The 24986-nt window shown below is 73.8% G+C and carries 24 protein-coding genes; 14 read left to right on the top strand and 10 right to left on the bottom strand.

The window, feature by feature from the left end:
- Positions 1 to 27 precede the first annotated feature (27 nt).
- A complete protein-coding gene (locus AC07BS_RS30540) occupies positions 28 to 558 on the top strand; it encodes a MaoC family dehydratase (protein ID WP_478935118.1) in 531 nt (176 codons plus the stop codon).
- Between the two features lie 6 nt (positions 559 to 564).
- A complete protein-coding gene (locus AC07BS_RS30535; RefSeq protein WP_478935117.1) occupies positions 565 to 1785 on the top strand; it encodes an MFS transporter in 1221 nt (406 codons plus the stop codon).
- A gap of 141 nt (positions 1786 to 1926) precedes the next feature.
- On the opposite strand, the gene AC07BS_RS30530 is transcribed toward AC07BS_RS30535, so the two are convergent.
- Entirely contained in the window at positions 1927 to 2160 is a 234-nt protein-coding gene (locus AC07BS_RS30530; RefSeq protein WP_478935116.1) for a chaplin family protein, read from the bottom strand.
- 249 nt (positions 2161 to 2409) lie between these two features.
- Between AC07BS_RS30530 and AC07BS_RS30525 the strand changes: the two genes are divergently transcribed.
- Positions 2410 to 2790, top strand: coding sequence for a hypothetical protein (locus tag AC07BS_RS30525; RefSeq protein ID WP_478643788.1), 381 nt, complete (start codon positions 2410 to 2412; stop codon positions 2788 to 2790).
- A gap of 19 nt (positions 2791 to 2809) precedes the next feature.
- Positions 2810 to 5380, top strand: a complete 2571-nt coding sequence (locus tag AC07BS_RS30520) for a DUF6185 family protein (protein WP_478935115.1) — start codon at positions 2810 to 2812, stop codon at positions 5378 to 5380.
- Between the two features lie 18 nt (positions 5381 to 5398).
- Here the strand turns inward: AC07BS_RS30520 and AC07BS_RS30515 are convergent, their stop codons facing one another.
- Positions 5399 to 5740 (bottom strand): DUF805 domain-containing protein, encoded by a 342-nt coding sequence (locus AC07BS_RS30515; protein WP_478643794.1) that lies wholly within the window; start codon positions 5738 to 5740, stop codon positions 5399 to 5401.
- A 205-nt stretch (positions 5741 to 5945) separates the two neighbouring features.
- Entirely contained in the window at positions 5946 to 7076 is a 1131-nt protein-coding gene (locus AC07BS_RS30510) for an alpha/beta hydrolase (protein ID WP_478643795.1), read from the bottom strand.
- 115 nt (positions 7077 to 7191) lie between these two features.
- Between AC07BS_RS30510 and AC07BS_RS30505 the strand changes: the two genes are divergently transcribed.
- Positions 7192 to 7794, top strand: a complete 603-nt coding sequence (locus AC07BS_RS30505; RefSeq protein WP_478643797.1) for a TetR/AcrR family transcriptional regulator — start codon at positions 7192 to 7194, stop codon at positions 7792 to 7794.
- A 28-nt stretch (positions 7795 to 7822) separates the two neighbouring features.
- Here AC07BS_RS30505 and AC07BS_RS30500 read toward each other — a convergent pair whose 3' ends face one another.
- On the bottom strand, positions 7823 to 8044 hold the full coding sequence (locus AC07BS_RS30500; RefSeq protein ID WP_478643800.1) for a hypothetical protein: 222 nt from the start codon (positions 8042 to 8044) through the stop codon (positions 7823 to 7825).
- A gap of 52 nt (positions 8045 to 8096) precedes the next feature.
- On the bottom strand, positions 8097 to 9509 hold the full coding sequence (locus AC07BS_RS30495) for a gluzincin family metallopeptidase (protein ID WP_478643801.1): 1413 nt from the start codon (positions 9507 to 9509) through the stop codon (positions 8097 to 8099).
- A gap of 413 nt (positions 9510 to 9922) precedes the next feature.
- Here AC07BS_RS30495 and AC07BS_RS30490 point away from each other — a divergent pair, with 413 nt between their 5' ends.
- The 3 genes from AC07BS_RS30490 (at position 9923) to AC07BS_RS30480 (ending at position 12710) form a co-directional block, all read left to right on the top strand.
- Entirely contained in the window at positions 9923 to 10369 is a 447-nt protein-coding gene (locus AC07BS_RS30490; RefSeq protein ID WP_478643802.1) for a hypothetical protein, read from the top strand.
- A gap of 136 nt (positions 10370 to 10505) precedes the next feature.
- Positions 10506 to 11648 carry a serine hydrolase domain-containing protein gene (locus tag AC07BS_RS30485; protein ID WP_478935114.1) on the top strand — a complete coding sequence of 381 codons (1143 nt, stop codon included), beginning with the start codon at positions 10506 to 10508 and terminating at the stop codon, positions 11646 to 11648.
- 159 nt (positions 11649 to 11807) lie between these two features.
- Complete coding sequence (locus AC07BS_RS30480) at positions 11808 to 12710, top strand: SDR family NAD(P)-dependent oxidoreductase (protein WP_478935113.1); 903 nt, start codon at positions 11808 to 11810, stop codon at positions 12708 to 12710.
- Between the two features lie 108 nt (positions 12711 to 12818).
- On the opposite strand, the gene AC07BS_RS30475 is transcribed toward AC07BS_RS30480, so the two are convergent.
- Entirely contained in the window at positions 12819 to 13316 is a 498-nt protein-coding gene (locus AC07BS_RS30475) for a peptidylprolyl isomerase (protein WP_478935112.1), read from the bottom strand.
- A 160-nt stretch (positions 13317 to 13476) separates the two neighbouring features.
- On the opposite strand from AC07BS_RS30475, the gene AC07BS_RS30470 reads away from it, so the two are divergent.
- The 3 genes from AC07BS_RS30470 to AC07BS_RS30460 all read left to right on the top strand — a co-directional run bounded on the left by AC07BS_RS30470 (position 13477) and on the right by AC07BS_RS30460 (position 16165).
- Complete coding sequence (locus AC07BS_RS30470) at positions 13477 to 14898, top strand: erythromycin esterase family protein (protein ID WP_478935111.1); 1422 nt, start codon at positions 13477 to 13479, stop codon at positions 14896 to 14898.
- 99 nt (positions 14899 to 14997) lie between these two features.
- Entirely contained in the window at positions 14998 to 15837 is an 840-nt protein-coding gene (locus AC07BS_RS30465) for a hypothetical protein (protein WP_478643813.1), read from the top strand.
- Between the two features lie 85 nt (positions 15838 to 15922).
- Positions 15923 to 16165 (top strand): hypothetical protein, encoded by a 243-nt coding sequence (locus tag AC07BS_RS30460; RefSeq protein ID WP_478643815.1) that lies wholly within the window; start codon positions 15923 to 15925, stop codon positions 16163 to 16165.
- 93 nt (positions 16166 to 16258) lie between these two features.
- Here AC07BS_RS30460 and AC07BS_RS30455 read toward each other — a convergent pair whose 3' ends face one another.
- Positions 16259 to 16414: a DUF6131 family protein gene (locus AC07BS_RS30455; RefSeq protein ID WP_478643818.1), complete on the bottom strand. Its 156-nt coding sequence runs from the start codon at positions 16412 to 16414 to the stop codon at positions 16259 to 16261.
- 351 nt (positions 16415 to 16765) lie between these two features.
- Between AC07BS_RS30455 and AC07BS_RS30450 the strand changes: the two genes are divergently transcribed.
- Complete coding sequence (locus AC07BS_RS30450) at positions 16766 to 18388, top strand: alkaline phosphatase D family protein (RefSeq protein WP_478935110.1); 1623 nt, start codon at positions 16766 to 16768, stop codon at positions 18386 to 18388.
- Between the two features lie 18 nt (positions 18389 to 18406).
- On the opposite strand, the gene AC07BS_RS30445 is transcribed toward AC07BS_RS30450, so the two are convergent.
- Entirely contained in the window at positions 18407 to 19180 is a 774-nt protein-coding gene (locus tag AC07BS_RS30445) for an alpha/beta fold hydrolase (protein WP_478935109.1), read from the bottom strand.
- Positions 19181 to 19362: 182 nt separating this feature from the next.
- On the opposite strand from AC07BS_RS30445, the gene AC07BS_RS30440 reads away from it, so the two are divergent.
- Positions 19363 to 19929, top strand: coding sequence for a DJ-1/PfpI family protein (locus AC07BS_RS30440; RefSeq protein ID WP_478935108.1), 567 nt, complete (start codon positions 19363 to 19365; stop codon positions 19927 to 19929).
- Here the strand turns inward: AC07BS_RS30440 and AC07BS_RS30435 are convergent.
- Positions 19919 to 21277, bottom strand: a complete 1359-nt coding sequence (locus tag AC07BS_RS30435) for a nucleotidyl transferase AbiEii/AbiGii toxin family protein (protein WP_478935107.1) — start codon at positions 21275 to 21277, stop codon at positions 19919 to 19921. The genes AC07BS_RS30440 and AC07BS_RS30435 overlap by 11 nt on opposite strands.
- 66 nt (positions 21278 to 21343) lie before the next feature.
- Complete coding sequence (locus tag AC07BS_RS30430) at positions 21344 to 22708, bottom strand: CAP domain-containing protein (RefSeq protein ID WP_478935106.1); 1365 nt, start codon at positions 22706 to 22708, stop codon at positions 21344 to 21346.
- Between the two features lie 625 nt (positions 22709 to 23333).
- Between AC07BS_RS30430 and AC07BS_RS30425 the strand changes: the two genes are divergently transcribed.
- A complete protein-coding gene (locus tag AC07BS_RS30425; RefSeq protein ID WP_478935105.1) occupies positions 23334 to 24971 on the top strand; it encodes an ABC-F family ATP-binding cassette domain-containing protein in 1638 nt (545 codons plus the stop codon).
- Positions 24972 to 24986: the final 15 nt, after the last annotated feature.

The following is a 24986-nucleotide window of genomic DNA, read 5'->3' as shown; positions in this document are numbered from 1 at the left end:
CAGGAAGGACGGAGGGACGGAAGGACGATGGACGACACGGGCATCACCGGATACCGCCGGGTGGGCGAGCGGCGCTGGCGGGAACAGGTGGGGTTCCTCTACGAGGACCTCACCGTCGGCGACGTCTTCGAGCACCGGCCGGGCCGCACGATCACCGAGATGGACAACGTCCTGATGAGCATGCTCAGCATGAACGCGGCGCCCCTGCACATCGACGCCGCGTACTGCGCCGGCACCCCCTGGGGCCGGCCGCTGGTCTCCAGCCTGGTGACGCTGAGCATCGTGGGCGGCATGGCGGCACGCAGCACCAGCGGCCGCGCCCTGGCGAACCTGGGGTGGGAGCACATCCGGCTGCCCGCCCCGGTGTTCACCGGCGACACGCTGTACGCGGAGAGCGAGATCCTCGGCAAGCGGCTGTCCCGCAGCCGCCCCGGGGAGGGCATCGTCAGCTGCCGTACGACGGGGACCAAGTCGACCGGGGAGGTGGTCCTGACCTTCGAGCGCAGCTTCCTGGTGCCGACACGGGAGAAGGACACCGCCGAAGAGTCGGGGTACTGAACCCTCATGGCCAATCCCTACCGCGCGCTCTTCTCCGTGCCCGGCACCGCCGCCTTCACCGGTGCCGGGTTCGTGGCCCGGCTGGCGCACCTGATGACGGTGCTGGGCACCGTCTTCCTGGTGTCGTCCGGTACGGGCTCCTACGGTCTGGCCGGGCTGGTCTCGGCGGCGTACGCGCTCACGTACTCCGTGGCGAGTCCGCTGCTCAGCCGGCTGGTGGACCGGCGGCGGCAGGGCCCGGTCCTCGTGGTCACCACCGTCGCCAACGCGCTGGCCCGCGCCGCGTTCCTGGCGGCGGTGGAGCTGGACGGCCCGGCCTGGAGCCTGGTGCTGCTCTCCGCGCTCGGCGGCGGCACGATGCCGGCCGTCGGCTCGCTCGTGCGCGCCCGCTGGAGCCATCTGTTCCGCGACTCGCCGCTGCTGCACGCCGCCCTGTCGTTCGAGTCGGTGGTGGACGAGGTCATCCTCGTCGCGGGCCCCATCGCGGTCGCCCTGCTGGCCACCTCCGTCGACCCGGCGGCCGGGCTGCTGCTGGCCCTGGTCTGCGCCGTCGTCGGTCAGGTGGCGTTGGCGCTGCAACGGAGCACCGAGCCACCGGTGGCCGAGGGCGCCGGACGGGCCGGCGGCACCGCGCTGACCACGCCCGGTCTGCCCCTGCTCATGGTCACGTTCGTCGCGGTGGGCACCGCCGAGAGCGTCGTCGACCTGGCGGTCGTGGCGTTCACCGCCGAACGCGGCGCGCCGGCGGCGAGCGGCTGGATCCTCGCGCTGATCGCCCTGGGCAGCGCCGCGTCCGGCCTCTGGTACGGCGCCCGCGCCTGGACGTCGCCGCCGGAGCGGCGGCTCGCCGGCACGCTGCCGCTCCTCACGGCCGGCACCCTGCTGTTCGCCGCCGTGCCCGGGGTGGTGCTCCTCTTCCCGGCCGCCGTGCTGCTGGGCCTGACCATGGCGCCGGCGCTGATCGCCGGGTTCTCGGCGGTCGGCCGGCATGTGCCGCCGCACCGGCTCACCGAGGGCATGGCGCTGCTGACCACGGCGATGGGCATCGGCATCGCGGCCGGATCGGGTTCGGCGGGGCGGGTGGTGGACCTCTGGGGACCACGGGCGGCCCTGCTGTGCGCCTGCGGCTGCGCCGCGGTCGCGGCGCTCGCCGGACTGGCCACGTACCGGCGGATGGGGAGCGCGCCGCCGGCCGAGCGGGCGCGGGAGCGCGTCCGGGCGCGGTGACGGGGATCGCGGTGACGGCGGTCGCGGGAAGGACCACGCGAAGAGGCCGCGCGCCCCGTCCGGAAGGGACGGAACGCGCGGCCGGGCGCGGGCGCGGTGCCTCACCCGCGGCGCCCTCGGCGGCTGGAACCAGGACGCTGCTTACTTGTTGACGAGCACGTTCCCGTGGGAGAGGTTGCCGACGCCCACGACCGAGATCACATTGCCGCCGACGTTCGGGGAGACGCGGGGCGCGACCTGGGCGACGTTGCCGGCGGCGACGCCCGGGGACTTCTCGGCCGTCCCGTGGGCACCGTCGGCCACGGCGCCCGCGGCTCCGGCGCCGAGGGCGGCGGCGGCCATCACGGTCACGGCGGCGGCGTTGCGCATGCTCATGGTTCTCTCTCCATGCTTGGTGGGGAAAGCCAGGGCAAAGACTCTGGCAAGAGAGAGTCTTGTGTATGAAAAGCGACTGGTGGGACTGGCGGCGATATGTTCATCAGCCTCAGCGATCCCGGGCCGACCGTTGACCACCTGTGAGTGCCCGCTCCCGCCCGGCCGTCCGGGTGATCGCGCCCGAATCACGTGGATAGTGGGGCATATGTACGGTGCCAATGCCCCGATCACGCCCTCAAGGAGCGCGCCATGGCACAACCGACGACCTCTCCCGACCGGCCCCTTCCGTCCTTCGACGAAGCCGAGGGCCTGGGCGCCCGGGACACCGCGTTCGTCCGCGACCTGGTGGCCGTCCTGGACAAGCACGGGAACCTCGACCGCTTCGGTCTGTGCCTGCTGCACGACCACTTCCCCGTCGCCGACGACGAGGTCCTCGTCGAGACCCACGACATCGCCGCCCGCACGCTGCGCGTCCAGGTCGAGAAGGCCGCGCTCACCGACCACACCCGGCCCTCGCAGTGGCGGTTCGTCAGGACCGGCGCCGGCACGGAGGCGGAGAGCCGGGTGTGCCAGGTGATCCTCCAGTGCACCCCGGCCAGCGGCTGCCCGACCGCGGGCGCGACATCGTGAGCGACCGCCGCGCACCCCGGTGAGCGGCGCGTGGCGGCACCGGGTGGTGGCGCTGGTCGCCGGTCTCGTGTGCTGGGCCGGCTGGGCCGGCCCGGCGCACGCCGCGGACGGGGTGCCCGCCCCCCGCCCCGACGAATGCCGCACGGAACAGCTGGCCGCGGCCCACACGGACGTCGACCTGCGGCTGGAGAACCACAGCCGCTCCGTCGCCGAGGCCACGGGGGTGATGACGGGCCGGGTGCCCGTCGGCTGGGCCTACGCCGGCGACCTGCTGCTGAGCGAGGGCTCCGAGCCGTACCGGCACGCGATGCGCTGTCTGCTGCGGGCGCCGGGGACCATACGGCGCCCGGAGGAGTGGCGCGTCCACAGCCCCTCGATCACGGTCCGCTCCCCCTGGGTCGAGGTCCGTTACGAGACGGCCTTCCGCTTCGGCTCCGGCGGACACTTCGACGTCGGCCCCTGGGGCATGGACGTCCACAGCAAGGACTGGAGCCTCCAGCTCGTCGCCCCGCCGGCCCTCGCGCGCGCCCACTGGGACCGGGTACGGATCGACCTGGGCGGCATGGAGCCCTCCGAGGTCACCCCCCGTCCGTCCAGCGCCGAGAACGGGACCCTGGTGTGGAGCGGGGTGGGCGCGGCCGCGAGCCGGGTGCCCATGCTGCGGGTGCGGGTGCTGCCGCCGTGGCAGCGGGCCTGGGCGGCCACCAGCGGGAGCAGCGATCCGTGGCTGGTCGCCAACGCCGCCGGGATGACCACCTGGTGGGTGGGCAGCTCGATCGTCATCGTCGCGGCCGCCGTCCGCGCCCGCCGCCAGCCCGCCGGGCCCGAGCTCACCGACCTCGAGACCAGCAGCAGCACGGCGCTGTGGTGGTGGGGCGTGATCAAGGCCGTCCTGGGCGTGATGGTCCTGCTGCTGTACAAGGCGGTCCTCAACATCACCGAGGTCGTCGCCGCCGACGCGCCCGGGTGGCTCGGCTACACCATCCGCTGGCCCGTGCTCATCGGCGTGCTGGCCGGCTGGCTCCTGGTGGCCGGCGCCTGGCCGCGCCGGTCCGTCCTGGTGGCCTCGTCGGCCGTCGCCCTGGCCGCGGCGCTGGTGGCCGGGCTGCCCTCGCTCTTCGACCTGCCGTCGCGGCTGGCCGACGCCGGCGGCCCGTCCGGCTCCGTCGGGTTCGCCCTGATGCTGGCCCTGGCCGGGGCCCTGGAGTGGCTGTGGCTGGCCGGCATCGTGCTGTGGGGCTGGACGCTCGCCCACGAGGGCGGGCTGCTGCGCCCCGGGGCCGCCCCCTGGCGGCTGCGCCGCCTCGGGCCCGCGCTCATCGCCGTCATCCTGCCGCTCCTGGGCTGGGGCGTGTGGTGCATCGAGCGCAAGTGGCAGCGCGTCAGCTGGCTGACCGACCGCAGCACCGCCGCCTACCACCTCCAGCACGTCGCGGCCCTCTCCCGCGACGTCGCCTCGTTCGCCTCGCAGATCCCCGCCTGGTACTACACCCACACCTGGGTGCTCACCGGCCTCGGCATCGTCGCCCTGCTCCGGGCCCGGGACCTCGCGCCCCCGGTGCCCTACGCCAGCCCCGGCCCCCTCGACCGGCTCCTGCTCGCCGTGTTCTTCGCCATCGTGGTCGCCTGGCGCCAGGGCTCGTACGCCGGCAGCCAGGCGCTCGCCGCCCTGTGGCTGCTCCTCGGCATCACCGCGCTCTACGGCCTGCTCGCCGTCGGCCAGCGCCGCGCGGTGCTGACCCAGTACTGCGAGGGCTGCGACGGCTCCCTCCGGCTGTGCGAGACGATCACCGAGGCCGAACGCAACGACCTGATCGCCCGCGCCCGCCGCTACCGCCAGCTGACGGCCACTCTGCGGGGCATGGAACAGGGGGGCGAGGGAACCCTCAGCCGCTCCTCGGTGGAGAAGGAACTGAGCCGGCTCCACCGCCTGCGGCCGATGGGCGGTGCCGCCACCGCCGCGGCCGCGCGGCCCTGGCTGCCGGCCCAGGTCACCGTCGTCGACGTCGCCCTGAGCTGGGGGCCGCACGCCCAGTGGTGGGACAACGCCCGGCGCGCCGCGGTACTGGCGGCCGCCTTCGGCCTGCCCGGCAGCATCCTCATGGTCTGGATGGCCTACTCGCCTCCGGAGGAGTGGATGCGGCGCGGCCTGTACATGTTCGGGCTGCCCGAGATGCTCTGGATGTTCGTCTACTGGGAGCTCGTCTGGGCCGGCGCCGGCCTGGTCCTCGGCGCGCTGTGGCGCCTCCTCCCCGGCCGGCGCGGCCCCGCCCGGGCACTGAGCCTGACCCTCGCCTACACCGTTCTCATCGGCCTGGGCATCCTCGGCAATCTCGTCACGGACCAGGAGATCGGCAACGTCGCCGTCGGCATCTCGTTGATGCTCCTCGTCACCACCCTCACGGGCCTCGCCATGGACGCCGACACCTTCCGTTCCGAACGGCGCTTCTGGCCCAACCGCATGAGCCTGTTGCTGTCCATCTACCAGATCCGCAGCTTCTCGGCGCAGGTCGCCTACGTGCTGATGCAGCTCGTCGCCGTACTGACCATCCTCAAGTTCTTCGCCAGCGGCGACGCCCGCTGGAAGTGAACCCCGGGCCGACCGGCGTCACGAGGGCCGGGGACCGTAGGCGTTCTCCTGCGGTGTGCTCGCGAAGACGAAGAAGATCAGGAGGACCAGGGCCCCCAGGAACGGCACCAGGACCAGGAGCAGCCACCAGGCCGTGCGGCCGGAGTCGTGGAGGCGGCGGGCACCCACGGCGAGGGTGGGGAGCAGGACGGCGAGGCTGTACACCAGCCCGAGGACCGGGCTCGTACCCAGCAGGGCGTCGACGACCGCCACCACGAGGCTGATGACGAAGCTGATGAGAGTGAACATCCAGAACTCCGGGCGTCCCGCCCGGCCGTCGAATGTCGTGTACTTCTTGAGAACGTCCGTGTACCAGTGCATTGGCACCCCCGGGCACCGCGGCGGGCCCGCCCCCATGAACCGGGCCTCTTGGTGAACGTAGGTGCGCCGACGGGGGCGGTCAACGGTCGTCCGGAGGCAGTCGGGCGGCGCACGGCGCCGGCTCCCGCCGGTGACGCGGCGGCGGTGCGGGGCCGCCGCCGCGCGGTCGTCCAACGATTTCGAACGGTTTTCGGGACCGGTGGGGTCAGGAGGCGGCGGCGAACGCCGCTTCCAGACGCGGTACCCAGTCCACGAGGTCCTGCGCCCAGCAGCCCGGCTCGTGGCCGCCGTGGCAGGAGGTGCCCCAGCCCGCCCCTTCGCCGTAGTTCACATAGCGGACCGGGTAGCCGCGGGCGTCGAGGGCCTCCTTGGCGTGCCGGGTGGCCGACTCGACCCAGAACTCCGCGTCGGCGGGGTTGCCGCCGCCGGTGCCGGCGTAGAGCGCGACACCGATGCCGGCGTCGGCCAGGATGCCCATGTGCGAGACCGGGTCCGCCTCGTTCCAGAGCCGGTCGATGTAGAGGATCGGCAACGGCGAGCCGAAGATCGCGTCACTGGAGACGGTGGGCCCGAAGTTCAGGGGGCAGGTGGGTGCGCTGGAACCGCACAGCGTGGCGCCGACGTTGGTCAGGGTGGCGACGACGGCGCCGCGCATGACGGCGTGGTTCATCGAGAGCTCGTTCGCGCCCGAGAGCGAGGCGACCTGGCTGAAGAGGTCGGGGTGCCGCTGGGCGTAGTGGAGGGCGCCGAAGCCGCCCATGGACAGGCCGGCGACGGCCCGGCCCTTCTTCGCCGCGATCGTGCGCAGATTTGCGTCGATGAAGGGGATGACCTGCTTGATGTGGAAGTTCTCCCAGTTCTGCGCCCCGGCGGCGGTCCCCTGGTCGAGCCAGTTGGTGTACCAGCCCCGGAGGCCGCCGTCCGGGATGACCGTGATCATCGACTGGGCGGCGACGAGGGCCGGATAGGCCACGGCCGGGTTGGCCGGGCTGTCGGAGGCTCCGTGCAGGAAGTAGAGGACCGGGTAGCGCTTGCCGGGGTTCGCCGCGTAGTCGTTGGGCAGCAGGATCCGGATCTTGTGCGGGCCGGCGACCTGGGGCGTGTTCACCGTGAGCACGAAGTTGGTCGCGGTGCCGGTGGGCGCGGCGGTCTGGGTCAGCCCGAAGCCGTCGGACATCGGGGGCGGGACCGGTTCGCCGGCGTGGGCGGCGGTCGGGGCCGGGAGCAGGAGGAAGGCGGCGGCGACGGCGAGGGCCGTCAGCGCGCGCAGCGGCCACGAGGGCCTGCGGTGGTGCGGCGGGTGTCTCAGCGAGTGTTCTCGGAGTATCGAAGCCACGGGGCGAGTGTGGCCCCGTCAACTGCCTTTTGTAGAGACCTTTTTTAGAAAATTTCTCTGGTTGCGTCACGCCCTATGCTGGACGGATGGTGGACGAGATCATGAGGACGACATCATGAGGACACCCAAGCAGCGGCGCGGCGAGGCCACCGTCGACCTGCTCCTGACGACGGCGCTGGAGGTGTACGCCACCTCCGGCCAGCGGGGCTTCACCGTCAACGCCGTGACGGCCGCCAGCGGGGTGAGCCTGGGCAGCCTCTACCACCACTTCGGCAGCTTCGACGGGCTCGCCGCGGCCCTGTACACCCGGTGCATGGAGCAGCTGTTCGAGGCGATGATCGACGCGCTCCAGCGCACGCGGACGGCCCGCACGGGTCTCCGCGCCCTCGTCCGGGCCTATCTGCGGTTCACCGTGGAACACCGGGACGCCGCCCTCTTCCTCCACGCCTCCGCCTACTCCGGATACCTGGCCGCGCGCGCGGAGGAGATCCGCGACGTGCGGGCCGCCAGGATGGCCGTCATCGCCGACTGGATGGGGACCCATGTCGAGCGGGGCGAGCTCGTTCCCCTGCCCGGCCCCGTCCTGGAGGCCATGGTCATGGGCCCGGTGGCCGAGGCGGCACGCCGCTGGCTGTCCAACACCTACGACCTCGACCCGGACGACGCCGCGCGTATCCTCCCCGACGTCATCTGGCGGGCCCTGCGCGCCGACGGCTGACCGTCCGGCGCGGGCGCGGGTCAGGCGGTCACGAGATGCGCAGCCGGCGCAGCGTGCGGCGGCCGTCCTCCTCCCGGACCACCACATGGGTCGCCCCGGGAGGCGGCTCCTCGCCCTCGGGGACGGCCTCCCCGCGGGCGAGGAGGTCGTCGATGAAGCGTTCCTCCGCGGCGCGGCGCGCCGCCTCGTCGGCGTCACCGGGCGGGCCGGGCTCCCGGCCCGGCCGCCCGGTCCCGGATACGGACCCCATGGCCTGCTCCCTCGGTCCTCGGTCCTCGGTCCCGGTCCTCGGTCCCGGTGTCTCAGTCGAAGCGCAGCCGGGACAGGGCGAGGCCGCCGGAGTCCTCGCGGGTGACGGTGTGGGTCTTGACGGTGTCGCCGTCCAGCGCCATCGCCGTCGCGCCGAGGTGTTCGGCGGGCACGGCCACCCGGCCCTGCCGGAACAGGTCCTCCACGAAGGACGCCGCCGCCTGTTCGGCGTCGGCGGGCCGCACGGGGCCGGTGTCCATGGCGGAACCCGCCACCCCGAACCGCGGGGTGTGCGCGGGGGCGTACGCCGCGAAGGGCTCCGTCAGCCCGTAGCGCTCGCCGGGAAGCGTGACCGTCGCGAGCGCCTCGTCGTCGGCGGCCACCGCGCCGGTCATCGCCTCGCGGTGCGGCGCCACCGCCTCGGGGGTGACGGCCACGGCCCCGTCGACCGACAGGATGCCGGTGGTGACGAACGCCGAGCGCAGCGCCGGCCCGTTGGCGCCGCCGAAGAGCTCCTCGTCGGCGGCGATCATGTGGGCGGCCACCTGTGCGTAGTAGCCGGGCACCACGGGGGCCGCCACGACGGCCGCGGTCAGCAGCCGGGCGGCGACGAGGGCGGCGTCGGCGAGCCCGCCGGCGTCCCGGTTCTGTTGCTGGCGGAAGATCCCGGCCAGGACCCGGAGGAAGGCCCCGCTGAAGACCCGGGCGAACGAGTGGGGCTCGCTGGCCAGTTCGCCGGCGGGCGCCCGGGGCGGCAGGGTCACGGGATCGTGGTAGAAGAACGTGTTCGCGGCGTTGCGCAGGCAGTCGGGGTCGGCCTCGGTCCGTACGATCTGCCGGATGGCCCAGCCGAGTTGTTCGGCGAGCCGGGAGACGCGGGAGGACCGCGCGAGGTCGCCCTGGGTCTCGGCGAGCGCGGCGACCCGGAGCGACTCCCGTTGCAGGGCCGACAGCAGGGCGCTGATGTCGCCGAACGCCTCGTGCAGCGCGGCCGCCTCGGCGCTGGCGGCGTTCCACAGCTGGGGGCGCAGCGCGTCCAGGACGGCGTGCCCGCACTCGTGCTTCGACACGTCGGGGCTCTCGCCCGAGAAGACGGTCACCCCGGCGACGGTGTGGTGGAAGAAGACGAGGTGTCTGCGGTCGTAGAAGGCGTTGAGGTCGTCGCCGTCGTCGATGACCGCCGTGAGGGTGTCGCCGACGGTGGAGTGCCAGGTGACGCCGGACGGCATGAGCGGGGCCCAGAGGGCCGAGACCGTGCTGAGGGCGGCGGCCAGGTTCCAGTAGCGGAACTCGGGGGTGCCCGGCCGGGTGCCGTTCTGCGTGGGACGGGGGCCGGTGATGCCCACGGGCAGCGGCGGTGTCCCGAAGTCCGGGGCCGGCTGCTCGACCGGCAGCATGGTGGACGGCGGCTGGCCGGGGTCGTCCTCCCAGGCCAGGATCGTCTCGGTCTTGACGGTGCCCGTCATATCGCTCTCTCCCTCTCGCCAGCGGCCTGGGGGCGCGTGCGCCCGCGTACGCGGCTGCGGGAAGCCGCAAGCAGGCCACTGGCGGTGGGCCGGCCCCGGCCACCGCGCGGCGGGGGCCGGCGGCATGGGGGCGGCGTGGGAGCGACGCTTGCGGTCCGCTCCTGCGGTATCCGTCCGGGCCCTTCGAGAAGCCCTCTCCTCCAGTACGCTCCGGGGCCCCGGGGGGTGTCAAACGCGCGACGGGCGCACTCCGCGGGGCCGGATTCGCCCGGATGAGCGAGCGGTCCACGCCGTCCTCGGCTTGACGCTTTCTGGTCGTGTGGTGCGCGGGCGCACCCCCGAAGGTGGGACGTGGCGCCGGCGGCGGCCCCCGTCGCCGGTGACAGCGGACCGAGAGAGAGGAAGTAACCCTCATGCCTCCGATCCCGGTAAGGCCTGGCATCTACAAGATCCACGCCCACATCATCGGCCCGACCTCCCTGCTGACGGCGACCGAGCACGCCGTCAAGCACGGCGCCCCCGTCATCACCGACCGCTTCAACCCCCTGCCGATCGAGCAGGAGTGGATCATCGCTCCCGCCGAGCCCGTGCCCGGCGCGCCGTACGTGATCCAGCTCGCCGCCCACGACGCCGCGGGCCTGGTGATCCCCGAGGACAGGCTCTGGGTCAACAACGTCCCGCGCGGCGAGTGGGCCAAGTTCACGTTCGAGCGGGTCATCGGCGGCGTCAAGATCCTCTCCGAGAAGGGCCTCGCGCTGCGCGCCGGCCACCGGGGCGCGCAGATCGAGCTCGTCCCGCCGAAGCCCGAGTTCCAGGAGACCTGGACGCTGGAGTTCATCCGCCCGATCGACGAGGAGTAATCGACGAGGAGTAGGCGCCAGGAGCACGAGGCCGAGCACACCGGGGACGGCCGGGCCATCGGGCCCGGCCGTCCCTCGCCGTCCGACGGGGTGTCGGCGCCGGGGCCCGGGGGCGGGGCGGTGGGATGATGCGCGGGTGGGCCGTGACGGGGCCGCCGGCCGGGCCGGCGGGGACGTGGACGCGGAGGTCGGCGCGATCCTCCGGGAGCTCGTGGAGTCGGGTGCGGAGAGCGGCCTCCAGGTGGCGGCGTACCTGGGCGGCGAGCGGATCGTCGACGCCTGCGCCGGCACGGTCGAGGGATCCGGTGGCCGGCCGGTGGACCCCGCCACGCCGATCCACGGCTTCTCCATCGGCAAGGGCTTCACGGCGACCCTCGTCCACGTACTCGCCGAGCGCGGGCTCGTCGACTACGACACCCCCGTCGCGCACTACTGGCCGGAATTCGCCGTGCGCGGCAAGGAACGGGCGACCGTGCGCCACGCCCTGACCCACACGGTGGGCGTGCCCCAGCTGCCCACCGGCGTGACGCCGGCCGAGCTGTGCGACTGGGACACCATGTGCGCGGTCGTCGCCGGGCAGGAACCGCTGTGGGAGCCGGGCTCGGCCAGCGGATACCACGGCTGGACGTACGGCTGGATCCTCGGCGAGACCGTGCGCCGCGTCACCGGTCTCACCCCGGGCGAGGCCCTGCGCCGCTATATCGCCGCGCCCCTCGGCGTGGCCGGCGAGCTCTTCTTCGGCATGCCCGAGGGCGAACCGGCCCGCACGGCGCCCCTGGTGGAGGGCGGCTGGGCGGCCTGGCTGGCCGGGCTCCCGCCGTCCGCGCCGTTCCGCCGGCTGCTCGCGCCCAACCCCGGTGTGTGGACCACCGCCGATCTGGCCAACCGCCGCGACTACCTGCGCGCGGACCTGCCCGCGTGCGGGACCTCCACCGCGCGGGCGGCGGCCCGGATGTACGCGGCGCTGCTGGGCGAGGTCGACGGGGTGCGGCTGCTCCCGCCGGAGCGCGTGGAGCTCGCCGCGCGCGTGGCCGTGCGCGGCGAGGACCTGATCCTGCGCGGGCGGTACGCGAAGGGGCTGGGCTACTTCCTGGGCCTGCCCGCGACGGGCGGCGGGCCGGCGGCGTTCGGCCATCACGGCAGCGGGGGCTCCATCGCCTTCGCCGACCGCGCGCTCGGGCTGTCCTTCGCCCTCACCCGCACCCGCCTCGTCCACCCCGCGGCGTCGGATGCCACCACCCGGCTGCTGACCGACGCGATCCGGTCCCGCGTGTCGTGAAGCCCGTGTCGTGATCCCTGGTACATCCGGACGCATTTCTGCCGGACGGTGTGGTGACGCCCGCCGCCGGGCGGCCGGTGTCCGAGAGTGGCCGTCACACGAGAGCCATGAGAGCCACGAACGGTCACGAACAGTCACGAGAGCCACAGGAGAACGGACATGACGCGGAGTGTGGTGGTCACGGGGGCGAGCAGCGGGATCGGGCGGGCGACGGCCCTACGGCTGGCGGGCGACGGATACGAGGTGTTCGCCACCGTCCGGAGCGAGGAGAAGGCCGGCGAGCTGCGCGCGGCGGCCGGCGCCGCGGGAGCGCGGCTGCACACCCGGGTGCTCGACGTCACCGACACCGACCGCTGCGGCGAGGTGTTCGCCGAGATCGCCGAGCGGACCGGGGGCGGGCCGTGGGCCCTGGTGAACAACGCCGGCACCTCGCTGCCGGGAGCCGTCGAGGACGTGGACGGGGCGCAGGCCCGGCGGCTGCTGGACGTCAACCTCCACGCGCCGGCCCACCTGGCCCGGCTGGTCCTGCCCGCGATGCGCGACCGCGGGGACGGCCGCATCGTCAACGTCTCCTCCGCCGCGGCCCGGTCGGTCGTGCCGTTCGCCGGCTGGTACAGCGCCAGCAAGGCCGGGCTGAGCGCGCTCACCCACGCCCTGCGCATGGAGGCGGCCCCCTGGGGGGTGCGGGTCGTGCTGCTCGAACCGGGCTTCCACACCAGCCCCATGCTGGAGAGCGCGGCCGACGCCTTCGAGCGGCGCGGGGAGCAGGCCTCGACCCACTACGCCGACTGCTATCGCGCGGCCGCCCGCTCGCTGCGGGACTCCGACCGCTACCCGGGACCGGAGAAGGTGGCGCTCGCCGTGCGGCGCGTCCTGGCGGCGCCGCGGCCCCGGGCGTGCTACGCGCTGGGGAAGGACGCGCGGGTGGGCACCCGGCTCGACGCCCTGGTCCCGTACGCGGTCAGCGACCGCGTGAAGTCCGCGGCCGGCGGCCTGGCTCCGGCCGCCCCGGGACTGGCGGGTGTGCTGGCCCGGCTCGGCGGTGTGCACCGCCGGCCGTAGGGCCGGGGCGCGACCGGCCCGAGGGGGCGCGGCCGCGCGGGAACGGCGTGCGGTGGACCTCCCTGCCGGGCCGGTCCACCGCACCGCTCGTCACGAGGACGGGGAGGCTCAGGCCTCGACCGTGCCGGACTTGGCGATGGTGATCTTCGCCTTGGTGGCGCCGCTCTGGGAGCCGAGCGACTCGATCTTCTTCACGATGTCCATGCCCTCGACGACCTCGCCGAAGACGACGTGCTTGCCGTCCAGCCACTCGGTCACGATGGTGGTGATGAAGAACTGCGAGCCGTTGGTGTTGGGGCCCGCGTTGGCCATGGAGAGCAGACCGGGCTTGGTGTGCTTCAGCTGGAAGTTCTCGTCCGCGAACTTCTCGCCGTAGATGCTCTTGCCGCCGGTGCCGTCACCGCGGGTGAAGTCGCCACCCTGCAGCATGAAGGCGGGGATGACGCGGTGGAAGCTGGAGCCCTCGTAGCCGAAGCCGTGCTGGCCGGTGGCCAGCTCACGGAAGTTCTTGGCGGTCTTGGGGACCACGTCGTCGTACAGCTTGAAGACGATCCGGCCCGCCGGCTCGTCGTTGATGGTGATGTCGAAGAAGACGTTGTTGCTCATGGGAACAGCCTGACACTTCCCACCCCCCGAGTGCACATTGACCCCCCGGGTGGGCATCTCCCGGCCCCGTCCATACCACGAGGCCGGCAGGCCCGTGCACGCGGGTCCGGGCGTGCATCGCGTCACCACCGGCCCCAGGAGTCACCGATATAACACCTGCATGGCACACATGACCTTACGACGCTCCCTGGTACCAGCCGCGGCCCTGACGCTCGCGCTGACCGCCCTGACGGGCCCCGCCACCGCGGCGGCGGCACCTGCCGGCCGGTCCTCCGTCGCCGCCTCCACCATCTCGGACGACAGCGCCTCGAACGACACCGCCTCGGACGACACCGCCTCGGACGCCCGCGTGGTGGCCGCGCTGAACCGATACTCCCACCGTCTGCGCACCGCCGAGCCCGGCGGATCCGACGCCGATCTGGCGGCGTTCGGCGCGACGACCCGGGGCGCGAACATCGTCGGTCTCGGCGAGGCCTCGCACGGTTCGAAGGAACTGTTCACCGTGAAGGACCGGTTGTTCCGGCACCTGGTGGAGCGGGAGGGCTTCTCCGCCTACGCCATGGAGATCAGCTGGTCGGCGGCCACCCGGTTGAACACCTACCTCGGCACCGGCCGGGGCGACGTCCGGCAGATCATGCGCGACGAGTTCCAGGACGGCTACTCCCTCCTCAACATCGAGGAACTCGCCGGGCTCTTCGACTGGATGCGGCAGTACAACCGCACCGGCGCGCACCAGGTCCGGGTCGTGGGCATGGACTTCTCCGACGCCGACCCGGAGCAGTACGACCGCATCCTCGACTGGGCGGCGGACAACACCCCCGCCCTCCTGCCCGAACTCCGCCGCCGCTACGCCACGCTCCGCGCCCTGCCCACCGGGGTCGCCGCGCGCATGGCCGCGTACAACGCGCTGCCGCTCGCGGAGCGCAGGACGATCGAGAAGGACGCGGCGGCCGCCCACACGCTGCTGTCCAAGGCCGGGAAGCGGGACCCCTGGGTGCTCCAGGAGGCCCTCGTCATCGCGAACATGGCCACGGAGTACACCACCGACTGGAACGACCCGGACCAGGCGAAGGCCGCGAGCCGCCGCCGTGACCGGATCATGGCGGAGACCGCCGTGTGGTGGCAGCGGCGGACCGGCGAACGGATCGCCGTCTCGGCCCACAACGGCCACATCGCCTACGACTCCCCGGTGCCCGAGTACTACCCCGTCACCATGGGCGCCGACCTGCGCGAGCTCGTGGGCCGCGAGTTCCTCGCCGTGGGCACGTCCCTGTACGGCGGCGCGTACCGGGCCCGGACGGCGGACGGCGGTGCGGGCGTGTTCGACGTCGGCCCGGCCGCGCCCGGCAGCACCGAGTACACGCTCGACAAGGTGCGTCACCGCGACTTCTGGACCGACCTGCGCGCGGCGCGCCGCGACCCCGAGCTGAAGGGCTGGCTGGACACCGCCCGCCCCACGTTCGTCGTCCCCGGTCGCCACCCCAACCAGCCGACACCGCCGCTCGCGCTGGGCCGCGCCTTCGACGTCGTGGTGCACCTCCACACGGTGCGGGCCTCGACACCGCTGCCCGCCGCACCCTAGCCAGGGCCTGCCCTGGTCCACCGCCCCGGAAAACTGTGGGTAAAGTGTCGCCGCCGTTTCAAGAACCGCAGGTCAGGCGGAGTTCGGGGGAAGAGCGACATGGGTGTGGGCAACGTGTTCGAGCGCGTGAGGAATCTCGGCGACTCGGTGACCACGAAGGCGACCGCCGTCGGAAAGAACGTCACGGAGGCCGTGCAGCGCGGCGTCGACGCGGGACGGGCCGGGACCAACGCGTCCGGCGACTGGGTGGTGTCCACGCTGCGCTCCCTGCCGGCTCCCGCCGCGCCCGCGCAGCGGGAGTGGGAGTTCTCCCTGGGCGCCCTCGTCTGCCGGCACCCCCGCGTCCCCGCCCTCGCGGCCAGGGCGCTGCGCCCGCTGGACGCCATCGGGGCGCTGCGCTTCGGCCCCCAGTCGGTCGGCTTCGAGGGCGAGGACATCCCGTGGGAGAAGGTCGTGCACCTCCAGCTGCACGACGCGTTCAGCGCCATGACCACGGAGGCGCTGGACGGCGAGATCGACCGCATCCGGGACCTGCTGCCCATGCTGCCGGGCCGGAAGTGGGTCGTCACCAAGGTCGTTGAGGGCCTCGCCTCGGTGATGCTCGCCTCGCTGGAACAGGCGGCGGACCAGCGGCTGGAGACCGTCGCCGTCGCCTGCGAGATCACCTACCGGGGAACCCTCGGCATGAAGAAGACGCTGCGGGCCAACCTCTTCACCACGGCCCTGCTGGCCCAGCAGGCCGAGGTCATGCACAGCCTGGTCCGCACCGCGGAGGCCCGCGGCGTCCCGGTGCTGCCCGCCGAGGCGCCCGAGTACGGCACGCCGACCGCCGAGCGCGTCCGTGTGCTGCGCGACCGCACCGACGCGGTGGCCGCCCGGCTGCGGGCCGAGGAGGACACGGGCGGCACCCCGGCGCTGGAGGCGGCACCCCGCCCGTAGCCCGGGCGAGGCGGCACGACGCCGGACTTTTCCGGACTTTTGCGTATAAGCAGTGACTGTCATGCGGGGGCGTCGTTGGCAGAGCATGACCAAGCGCACGAGCTTCGCCCTGTCCCTCACCGGTGCCCTGCTCGCCCTGAGCGCGGGCCTGGCCGCGGCCGCGCCCACGCCCGGCCCCGGCATCGCCCATCCACTCGTTCCCCAGGCGGCGGCACCCGCCCCCGCACCGGACGAGGAAGAGATGCCCCAGGAGCAACAGCAGCCCTTCGGCCCCCTGACCCCGGTCATGGGGCTGCTCAGCCCGATCACCAATCTGCTGGGGTTCTAGGGCGACGTCACCCCCGCCCCGTTCCGCGGGCCGTCCGGCCCGCGGAACGGGGCTTTCGCATGCGCGCACGCGCCCCCCGGCGACCGCGCGCGCCTACCAGTAGTGCCGCCTGCCTCCCACGGCGTGTCCGACGGCGCCGAGGACCCACAGCACCAGCCCGATGACGACGAGCACGATGCCGATGGTCCACAGGATCGCGATGCCGGTCAGGAAACCGATGATGAGCAGGATGACTCCGAGAACGATCACGGTGTCCTCCGATCTCGTAGAACACTCACCTTCCACGGTCCCGCGCTCCCGCGCCGACGGCAATCCGGGCAGGTCACCCGCCCGGGAGCGGGTGCCGCGCCCGGGGCCGGACGGCGGACCCGCCCCCTCCAAGGAGTGAACTTCTCATAGCAAAATCACAGCACCCGATCATCCGATCACGAGGTGCTCCGCCCTCCGCCCCCTCCCCCGCCACCAGCCCTGATGGGGCGTCAGCCCCCGTGCGGGACACCGCCGGAGCCCCGATCCACCGCCGGGAAGCCGGTGATCACCCGGGGTATGCCCACGTGACGTCGCCTCGACGGAACGGGCGGCGAGAGGGAGAGCGAGCGGATGGCGAGGAATCCGGGGCCCGGGTGGCCGGAGCCGGCGGCGATGTACTTCAGGCGGCGCTTCATCACGGTGACGGCCGCCGCCACGGCGCTGGCGCTCACCGGCGCCTCCCCCCGCGCCCGCGCCGAGCGAAGACGGCTCACCGGCCTCGCCGAGAACCCGTTCACCCTGGGGGTCGCCTCGGGGGACCCGCTGCCCGACGGGGTCGTGCTCTGGACCCGGCTCGCACCGCGCCCCTACGAACCCGACGGCGGCCTCCCGCCCTCCGCCGTCGTCCCCGTGAGCTGGGAGATCGCGGAGGACGAACGCTTCACCCGGGTCCGGCGCCGCGGCGTGGCGAGCGCCGGGGCCGACGAGGGCTACAGCGTCCACGTCGACGTCCAGGGACTGGAGCCGGGCCGTACGTACTGGTACCGCTTCCGGGCCGACGGCTGGATCAGCCCCACCGGCCGGACCCGCACCTCCCCGCCGCCCGGCGCCTCCCCCGACCGGATGCGGCTGGCCGTGGTCTCGTGCCAGCAGTACGACGACGGCTACTTCACGGCCCTCGCCCACCTCGCCCGGGAGGACCTCGACGCGGTCTTCTTCCTCGGCGACTACATCTACGAGAACGCCATCGGCCCCTCCGCCGGCGCCCGCGCGCTGCCCGCCCCCGCCCAGCTGCCCGACGTCTTCGACCATGAGACGGTCACGCTCACCGACTACCGCCTGCGCTACGCCCTGGCCAAGTCCGACCCCGACCTCCGGGCCGCCCACGCCGCCCACCCCTGGTACGTCACCTGGGACGACCACGAGGTCGAGAACAACTACGCCGCGGACGTCCCCCAGCACCGCGCCCCCACCGCCGCCTTCCTGCTGCGGCGCGCCGCCGCCTACCGCGCGTACTGGGAGAACATGCCGCTGCGCGTCGCCCAGTGCCCGGCCGGCCCCGACATGCGGCTCTACCGGAGCTTCCGGTTCGGTCGGCTGGCCCGGTTCGACATCCTCGACACCCGGCAGTACCGCTCCGACCAGGCGTACGGGGACGGCTGGCAGTACCCGGGCCCGGAGTCCCAGGACCCCGCGCGCACCCTCATCGGCGCCTCGCAGGAACGCTGGCTGATCGACGGCTTCCAGGCGCCGGACCGCCCCGTGTGGAACGTGATCCCCCAGCAGGTGGCCTTCTGCCGGCGCGCCATCGCCGACGGCCGCTCCCGGCTCTCCATGGACGCCTGGGACGGCTACCCCGCCTCCCGCGACCGCGTCCTGGCCGGCGCCGCCACCGCCGGGATCACCAACCTCGTCGTGCTCTCGGCCGACTCCCACACCCACTTCGCCATGAACATCAAGAAGGACTTCGAGGAGCCCCGCTCCCCCACCCTCGGCGTCGAGGTGCTCGCCACGTCCGTCTCCAGCGACGCCGACGGCGAGGAGAGACCGAGCGACTGGGAGAACCTTCTGCGCCTCAACCCGCACATGGTGTACTACGCCAAGCGCCGCGGATACGTCGTCGTCACCCTCACACCCGGCTACGCCCGGGCCGACTACCGGACCCTGCCGTACGTCACCCGCCCCGGCGCCCCGGTCACCACGGCCGCCGCCCTGGTCTCGGAGGCGGGCCGGCCCGGCTTCGTCCGCGCGTGACCGTCGTACGACGGGGCGTCAGGCGCCGTCCTCGCCCAGGAAGTCCTCCACGACCCGGACCAGTTCCAGGGGCGTCTCGTCCATGGCGTAGTGCCCCGCGCCGGGCAGTTCGCGGATCAGGGCGTCGGTGAACCACCGGCCCCACGTGTCCCGCGTCAGCTCCGCCGTCAGCGCCGGGTCCAGGGACCCGGTGACGGCCAGCGCGGGCACCCGGCAGCCCTCGACCTCGGCGTGGAAGTCCTCGCGGGCCCAGGACTCCAGCCAGGCCCGGAACGCCTTGGGATCGCTGCGCTCCAGCGAGCGCCGCACCATCCGGTCCAGCCAGCGGGCGGGGCGCCGGCCGCCGGTGGTGATGTCGATGATGACCCGCCGGTTGCCCGGTGAGTGGTCCGCCGCCGCGAACAGCTCCCACTGCTCCGGGGGCAGCGGCAGCCCCGAGGCGGGAACCGGGGAGACACCGACCAGCCGGCGCACCCTCTCCGGCGCGGCGGCCGCCACCCGCTGCACGACGCCGCCGCCCATCGAGTGGCCGATCAGCGAGAACCGCCGCCAGCCCAGCCGGTCGGCCAGCGCCAGCACATCGGCCGCGCCCTCGCCCGTGGTGAACGCGCCGGACGCGTCCCGCGCCTCGCCGTAGCCCCGCAGGTCCGCCACCGCGTACTGGAAGGCGTCGCCGTCGAGGTCGGGGAGGATCACGTCGTAGGCGGACCGGTCGGACAACCAGCCGTGCACGGCGACGACCTTGTGGGGCCCGTCGCCGACCAGGTCGTGAGGCAGTACGAACGAGGCCACTTCGCCTCCCGGCGCGTCGTCGTGTCGTCCCGCACGGCCCCCTCGGGCCGGATCCACCGTAGTGCCCCGGGCACCGGCGCACGAGGGAGGGATTTCGGTCAGCGCCGTGCGGCGGCGGCCGCCGGGGTAGGGATACCGGGTCCACGACCGACCGGAACCGCGACCGACCCAGGGAGTACCGCATGCCGAAGGTGCTGATCGTCACGGGCGACGCCGCCGAGGACCTGGAGGTCCTCCACCCGTACCAGCGGCTGCTGGAGGAGGGCTACGAGGTGGACATCGCCGCGCCGTCGGTGAAGACACTCCGCTTCGTGGTGCACGACTTCACCCCCGGCTTCGACACCTACACCGAGAAGCCCGGCCACTCCTGGGAGGCCGACGTCGCCTTCGCGGACGTGGACCCGGACGCGTACGCCGCCCTGGTCGTCCCCGGCGGCCGGGCGCCCGAGTACCTGCGGCTGGACGAGGACGTCCTGCGGATCGTGCGGCACTTCTTCACCACCGGCAAGCCCGTCGCGCAGATCTGCCACGGGGTGCTGACCTTGGCGGCGGCCGGCGTGCTCGAGGGCCGCCGTACCGCCGCCTACCCCGCCTGCGCCCCGGAGGTCCGGCTGGCCGGCGGCACCTTCGTGGACGCCGAGGCCGTCGTCGACGGCAACCTCGTCTCCGCCCGCGCCTGGCCGGACCACCCGGCGTGGATGCGGGCGTTCGTCGAGCTGCTGCGCGAACAGGCGCCGGTCAAGAGCTGACGCGCAGTCCGGCGAGGGCCTCGGGGACGTCGCCGAGGCGTCGCAGAACGCGCAGGGCCCGCTCGCCGGTGACGGTGGCGCGGTAGGCGGCGACGAGACCGGCCGCGCGGTCCAGGTCGCACGCCGCGCGGCCGAGCGCCTCGCGCGTGACCACGATCGCCTCGGTGGCCGGGAGGTACCGGCCCACGATCAGTTCCTGGAGTCCGTCCGTGCCGCCGTCCGCCAGCGCGTCGCGGTAGGGGCCGAGCACCGGCGCGTACCAGGCGGCCCGCAGCCGGTAGGCCGCGGACTCGCCGTCGCCGTCGTCGAGGGCGTAGATGGGAGCCAGGGCGGCGGCGAGCCGGTCGAGGAGCTCGGTCGGCGGGCCGGTGTTCGGCGCGCCCGGCTCGCCCGCCACCTCGGGATGGTCCTTGGCGAACTCGAACCAGTCGGCCTCCGCCGCGCACCGGGCGATGGTTTCCGGGAGGACGGGGAAGCGGTCGTAGTAGCCGCCGTCCACGTCCCGGAACACCGCGCGCAGCACGTCGAACGACAGGTTCACGGCGGGGTCCTCGGCCAGGAGCAGGGCGTCGTGGAGGTCCTTGCCCTCGGGGTGGGAGTCGGACGCCAGCCACAGGAGCTTCCAGGCCAGGGAGAGTTCGCGGGTGGCCGCGCGGAGGACCGGCGGTTCGCCGGTGCCGCCGGGACGGGTGAGGGCGAGGGGTTCGGCGGGCACGGGCAGCGCCTCGCCGAAGACGAAGTCCAGCTGGACCGTGCCGCTGGGCAGCCCGTCGGCCGTCCAGGGGATGACCAGGCGGCGGCCCGGCACCCGGTCGTAGGTCCAGATCTCGTCGCTCACGGCCGAGCCCGCGTCCAGGCGGACCGGGCCGGCGCGCCGGGACCGCTCCTCGGCGGCGCGCGCGATGCCGTCGAGCATCAGGTCGGTGCGCGGGTCCTCCAGCCGCCACGTCACGGGCTCGACGACGAAGTCCAGGTCGCCCGGTTCGCGCGCGGCCGTCCCGTACCAGGCGCGGAGCAGGACGCTGCCGCGCAGCGTCAGGTGGCCGGCCCACTCGCCGTCCGCGACCGCCGCGAGGACGTGGTCGAGGGCGGTGTGCCGGGCCGCGTGCCAGCGCTCGCCGGTGCCCGCGTCGGCGAACCGCGGTTCGCTCGGCCGCAGGGCCTTGGCGTGGTGCCGCAGGGCGGGGTCGAAGACCGGCGACTGCTCGACGCCGTCGCCCCGCACGGGCACGATCGTGCGGGGAAGCCGTGCCGCGTCCCGCGTCGCCTCGTCCGGGACCACCTGCGGGACGATCTCGTCCGCGCTCCAGGGGCCCCAGCCGTACTTCTCCCACCCCGACGTCGTCACGTGCACCCTTCCCGGGCCGAGCCGCTCTCGCCCACCCGCCAGAGGATACGGTCCGCCGGAGGCCCTTCAGGAGCCGGCGGGGGCGGCTCCGCCGAAGAGCTGGGTCCAATAGGTGCCGGCGCCGCCGCCCGGCGCGTAGCCCACCCCGAGGTGGGTGAAGGCGGGGGCGAGGATGTTGGCGCGGTGGCCGGGGCTGTCCATCCAGCCGCGCACGACCTCAGCCGGGGTGCGCTGGCCGCAGGCGATGTTCTCGCCGACGGTCCGGTGCGGGGCTCCCGCGGCGCGGGCGCGGTCCCAGGGTTCGCGGCCGTCGGGGCAGGTGTGGGCGTGGAAGTCGCGGCCGGCCATGTCGGCGCTGTGGGCGCGGGCCGCCTCCGCCAGGCGGGGGTCGGCGGCGAGCGGGGGCAGCCCCGCGGCGGCCCGCTCGGCGTTGGTGAGGGCCAGCACCTCGGCGTGGGCCCGCTCCAGCCCGGCGGCCGAGTGCGGCTGGGCCCACAGCACCGTCCAGTAGGTCAGGCCGGTCCTGCCGTCCACCGCCCGGCCGCCGCCGACGTGGGCGAAGGTCCGGTCGGCGAACGGGGCGTGCCGCTCGGGTCCGGAACGGCAGTACGCGGCGAACTCGGCGGCGGTGCCCGGGCCCGAGACGAGGTGCTCGGCGAGGGAGAGGTAGGCGTAGCCGCCCGCCGTGACCCGTTGGAAGAGCGAGGGTCCGCCGGGGCGCGCGGCCGCCAGGCGGCCGTGCCCGGCCATGTCCGCGGCGTGGGCGCGGGCGGCGGCGGTCAGCCGGGCGTCCGCCGTCACCGGGGGCGCGCCCGCCCGGGCCCGTTCGGCGTTGACGACGGCCAGGAACGCGGCCGCTTCGGTGTCGTCCCTGTCGGTGGTGTCACCGCGGTGGTGTCCCGCTGTCGTGGCCCGGCGGTCCGCCGGTTCCTCCTCGACCTCGATACCGAAGTCGCGGGCCACTCCGGCCAGTCCGTCCGCGTACCCCTGGCCGAGGGCGCGTATGCGCCAGCCGCCGTCGCGCCGGTAGATCTCGGCGAGCAGGAGGACGGTGGCCGCGGTGGGCCACGGCGGGGCGAAGCGGGCCAGCGGCCGGCCGCCGCCGTCGGCGACGGTCAGGACGGGCGCGGGCAGCGCGGCCGGCGGTGTACCGGGGTCGGCGGGGCTGAGGACCACCGTGACGCGCGCGGCTCCGGGGCGCAGCCCGGCCGGGTCCACGGTGGCGGTGCCGTCCTTCAGGAGCGCGCCGGCGGCGGAGGGCTGGTTGTAGAAGACGAGGTCGTCGTCGCCGGCGACCCGGCCGCCGGAGCCGGTGACGACGAGGGAGACATCGAAGGGGCCGGGCACCCGTAGGGTGACGGCCCCCGAGGGCAGGGCCCGGTTCTCGCCCGCCACCAGTCCGTTCGCCGCCGCTCCGCCGCCGTCGCCCACCGTCTCCCCCGTTCCTCGGTCGCGTGGGTCCAGCGTAATGAACCGGAGGTTCATCGAATCGGACTTTTCCGGGCATTTTCTCCCCGGACTTTCGCTTGACTCCGGACAGAAAAGGAGGAAACTGGCAATTACACCAGACAACCGGTGAGAGCCACACCTTTCGATGGAGACGTTCATCGAACCGAGTGACCCACATCTCGGCAACTGGCCTAGGCCCCCGGAAGGCCCCGGGTCGACGGATCGAGCGGTCAGCGACGACTGAGAGCTCGAGGAAGTCGGCAGAGGAGCGCCGGGGGCTGTCGCATGCCCCGGGGGCTACGAATGAGCCGTCGGGCGCTTTCGCGTGGCCGGAAAAAATCCCTCACCACGTGCGATCACCGCTGTTAAGGTGATCGGCGAGTGATGCGCGAATGGTGCGCGACAAGGGAGTTCGACATGGTGGCTGACGACGACGTCTCCGGGTGACACCCGGACACGACCCGGCCCCCGGCCGCGCCGTTCGGCGCCGCCGGCGCGCGGCCGTGCCGTCGTTCCCGCCTTCTCCCTGTCTTCCCACCGGGCCGCCCCGGCGCGCTGCCATGGCAGCACGGCCCCGGCACGCCCGCATCACCCCGAGGGCTTCCGCATGTCCGACGCGTACGTCATCTGTTCCCGCCTTTCCTTCTCCTGGCCCGACGACACCCCCCTCTTCGAGGACCTGTCCTTCACCGTGGGCGCCGGCCGCACCGGCCTCGTCGCCCCGAACGGCGCCGGCAAGAGCACGCTCCTCAAGCTGATCGCCGGCGAGCACCGGCCCCGCGCCGGCACGGCGTCGGCCGAGGGCGTGGTCGGCTACCTCCCGCAGACCCTGCCGCTCACCGGCGACCTCTCCGTCGCCGAGGTGCTGGGGATCGCCCCCGTCATCAGGGCGCTGGACGCCATCGAGTCCGGCGACACGAGCGAGGAGCACTTCGCCGTCATCGGCGACGACTGGGACATCGAGGAGCGCACCCGCGCCGAGCTGGACCGCCTGGGCCTCGGCGACGTCACACCGCACCGCCGGCTGGACACCCTCAGCGGCGGCCAGGTCGTCTCCCTGGGCCTGGCCGCGCAGCTGCTGAAGCGGCCCGACGTCCTGCTGCTCGACGAGCCGACCAACAACCTCGACCGCGCGGCGCGGCGCAGGCTCCGCACCGTGCTGGAGGAGTGGAACGGCTGCCTCCTGCTGGTCAGTCACGACCGGGAGCTGCTCGACGGCATGGACCGCATCGCCGAGCTCGACCGCGGCGAGGTCCGGTTCCACGGCGGGAACTTCACCGCGTACGAGAACACCGTGCGTGCCGAGCGCGAGGTCGCCGAGAAGAACATCCGCACCGCCGAGCAGGAGGTCAAGCGCGAGAAGCGGGAGATGCAGCAGGCCCGCGAGCGCGCCGCGCGCCGCGCGGGCAACGCGGCGCGCAATCTGAAGAACGCCGGCCTGCCGAGGATCGTGGCCGGTGCCCACAAGCGGCGTGCCCAGGAGTCGGCGGCCAGGGCCGACGACACCCACGGCCGGCGCCTCGGCGAGGCCAGGGCCCGGCTCGACGAGGCCGGCCGCGCCCTGCGGGACGACGACCGGATCGCGCTGGAGCTGCCCGGCACCCAGGTGCCCGCCGGGCGCACCGTCTTCCTCGGCGAACGGCTGCGGGTCCGCCACGGCGACCGCGAGCTCTTCGCCGGCGACGGCGCCGACCTGGTGGTCCAGGGGCCCGAGCGCATCGCGCTGACCGGCCCGAACGGTGCCGGCAAGACCACCCTGCTGCGTCTGATGAGCGGCGATCTGGCGCCCGGGGGCGGCGACATCCGGCGGGCCGACGGCCGCGTCGCCTATCTGTCCCAGCGCCTCGACCTGCTCGATCCGGGCCGTACCGTCGCGGAGAGCCTCACGGCGTTCGCGCCGCGCATGCCGGAGGCGGACCGGATGAACCTGCTCGCCCGCTTCCTCTTCCGCGGGCCGCGCGTCCACCTGCCCGTCGGGGCGCTCTCGGGCGGGGAGCGTCTGCGCGCCACGCTGGCCTGCGTCCTGTTCGCCGAGCCTGCGCCGCAGCTGCTGCTCCTCGACGAGCCGACCAACAATCTGGACCTGGTGAGCGTCGGCCAGCTGGAGAGCGCGCTCAACGCCTACGAGGGTGCCTTCGTGGTCGTCAGCCACGACCGGCGGTTCCTCAGGGAGATCGGCGTGGACCGGTGGCTCCGCCTCTCCGGGGGCCGTCTCCTGACGACGGGAGCACCCGACGACGAGTGATCCGCGCCGACCGGG

It is taken from the genome of Streptomyces sp. NPDC044063 (assembly GCF_056434285.1).
This window is presented reverse-complemented; position numbering and strand designations above follow the sequence as displayed.

Bases quoted from the DNA above. Each gene is read 5' to 3' on its own strand.
- AC07BS_RS30465 (WP_478643813.1), top strand. From the start codon at position 14,998: ATGGGTGTGGGCAACGTGTTCGAGCGCGTGAGGAATCTCGGCGACTCG.
- AC07BS_RS30470 (WP_478935111.1), top strand. From the start codon at position 13,477: ATGGCACACATGACCTTACGACGCTCCCTGGTACCAGCCGCGGCCCTG.
- AC07BS_RS30530 (WP_478935116.1), bottom strand. From the start codon at position 2,160: ATGAGCATGCGCAACGCCGCCGCCGTGACCGTGATGGCCGCCGCCGCC.
- AC07BS_RS30525 (WP_478643788.1), top strand. From the start codon at position 2,410: ATGGCACAACCGACGACCTCTCCCGACCGGCCCCTTCCGTCCTTCGAC.
- AC07BS_RS30440 (WP_478935108.1), top strand. From the start codon at position 19,363: ATGCCGAAGGTGCTGATCGTCACGGGCGACGCCGCCGAGGACCTGGAG.
- AC07BS_RS30475 (WP_478935112.1), bottom strand. From the start codon at position 13,316: ATGAGCAACAACGTCTTCTTCGACATCACCATCAACGACGAGCCGGCG.
- AC07BS_RS30535 (WP_478935117.1), top strand. From the start codon at position 565: ATGGCCAATCCCTACCGCGCGCTCTTCTCCGTGCCCGGCACCGCCGCC.
- AC07BS_RS30460 (WP_478643815.1), top strand. From the start codon at position 15,923: ATGACCAAGCGCACGAGCTTCGCCCTGTCCCTCACCGGTGCCCTGCTC.
- AC07BS_RS30490 (WP_478643802.1), top strand. From the start codon at position 9,923: ATGCCTCCGATCCCGGTAAGGCCTGGCATCTACAAGATCCACGCCCAC.
- AC07BS_RS30500 (WP_478643800.1), bottom strand. From the start codon at position 8,044: ATGGGGTCCGTATCCGGGACCGGGCGGCCGGGCCGGGAGCCCGGCCCG.
- AC07BS_RS30480 (WP_478935113.1), top strand. From the start codon at position 11,808: ATGACGCGGAGTGTGGTGGTCACGGGGGCGAGCAGCGGGATCGGGCGG.
- AC07BS_RS30505 (WP_478643797.1), top strand. From the start codon at position 7,192: ATGAGGACACCCAAGCAGCGGCGCGGCGAGGCCACCGTCGACCTGCTC.
- AC07BS_RS30515 (WP_478643794.1), bottom strand. From the start codon at position 5,740: ATGCACTGGTACACGGACGTTCTCAAGAAGTACACGACATTCGACGGC.
- AC07BS_RS30540 (WP_478935118.1), top strand. From the start codon at position 28: ATGGACGACACGGGCATCACCGGATACCGCCGGGTGGGCGAGCGGCGC.
- AC07BS_RS30450 (WP_478935110.1), top strand. From the start codon at position 16,766: ATGGCGAGGAATCCGGGGCCCGGGTGGCCGGAGCCGGCGGCGATGTAC.
- AC07BS_RS30425 (WP_478935105.1), top strand. From the start codon at position 23,334: ATGTCCGACGCGTACGTCATCTGTTCCCGCCTTTCCTTCTCCTGGCCC.
- AC07BS_RS30495 (WP_478643801.1), bottom strand. From the start codon at position 9,509: ATGACGGGCACCGTCAAGACCGAGACGATCCTGGCCTGGGAGGACGAC.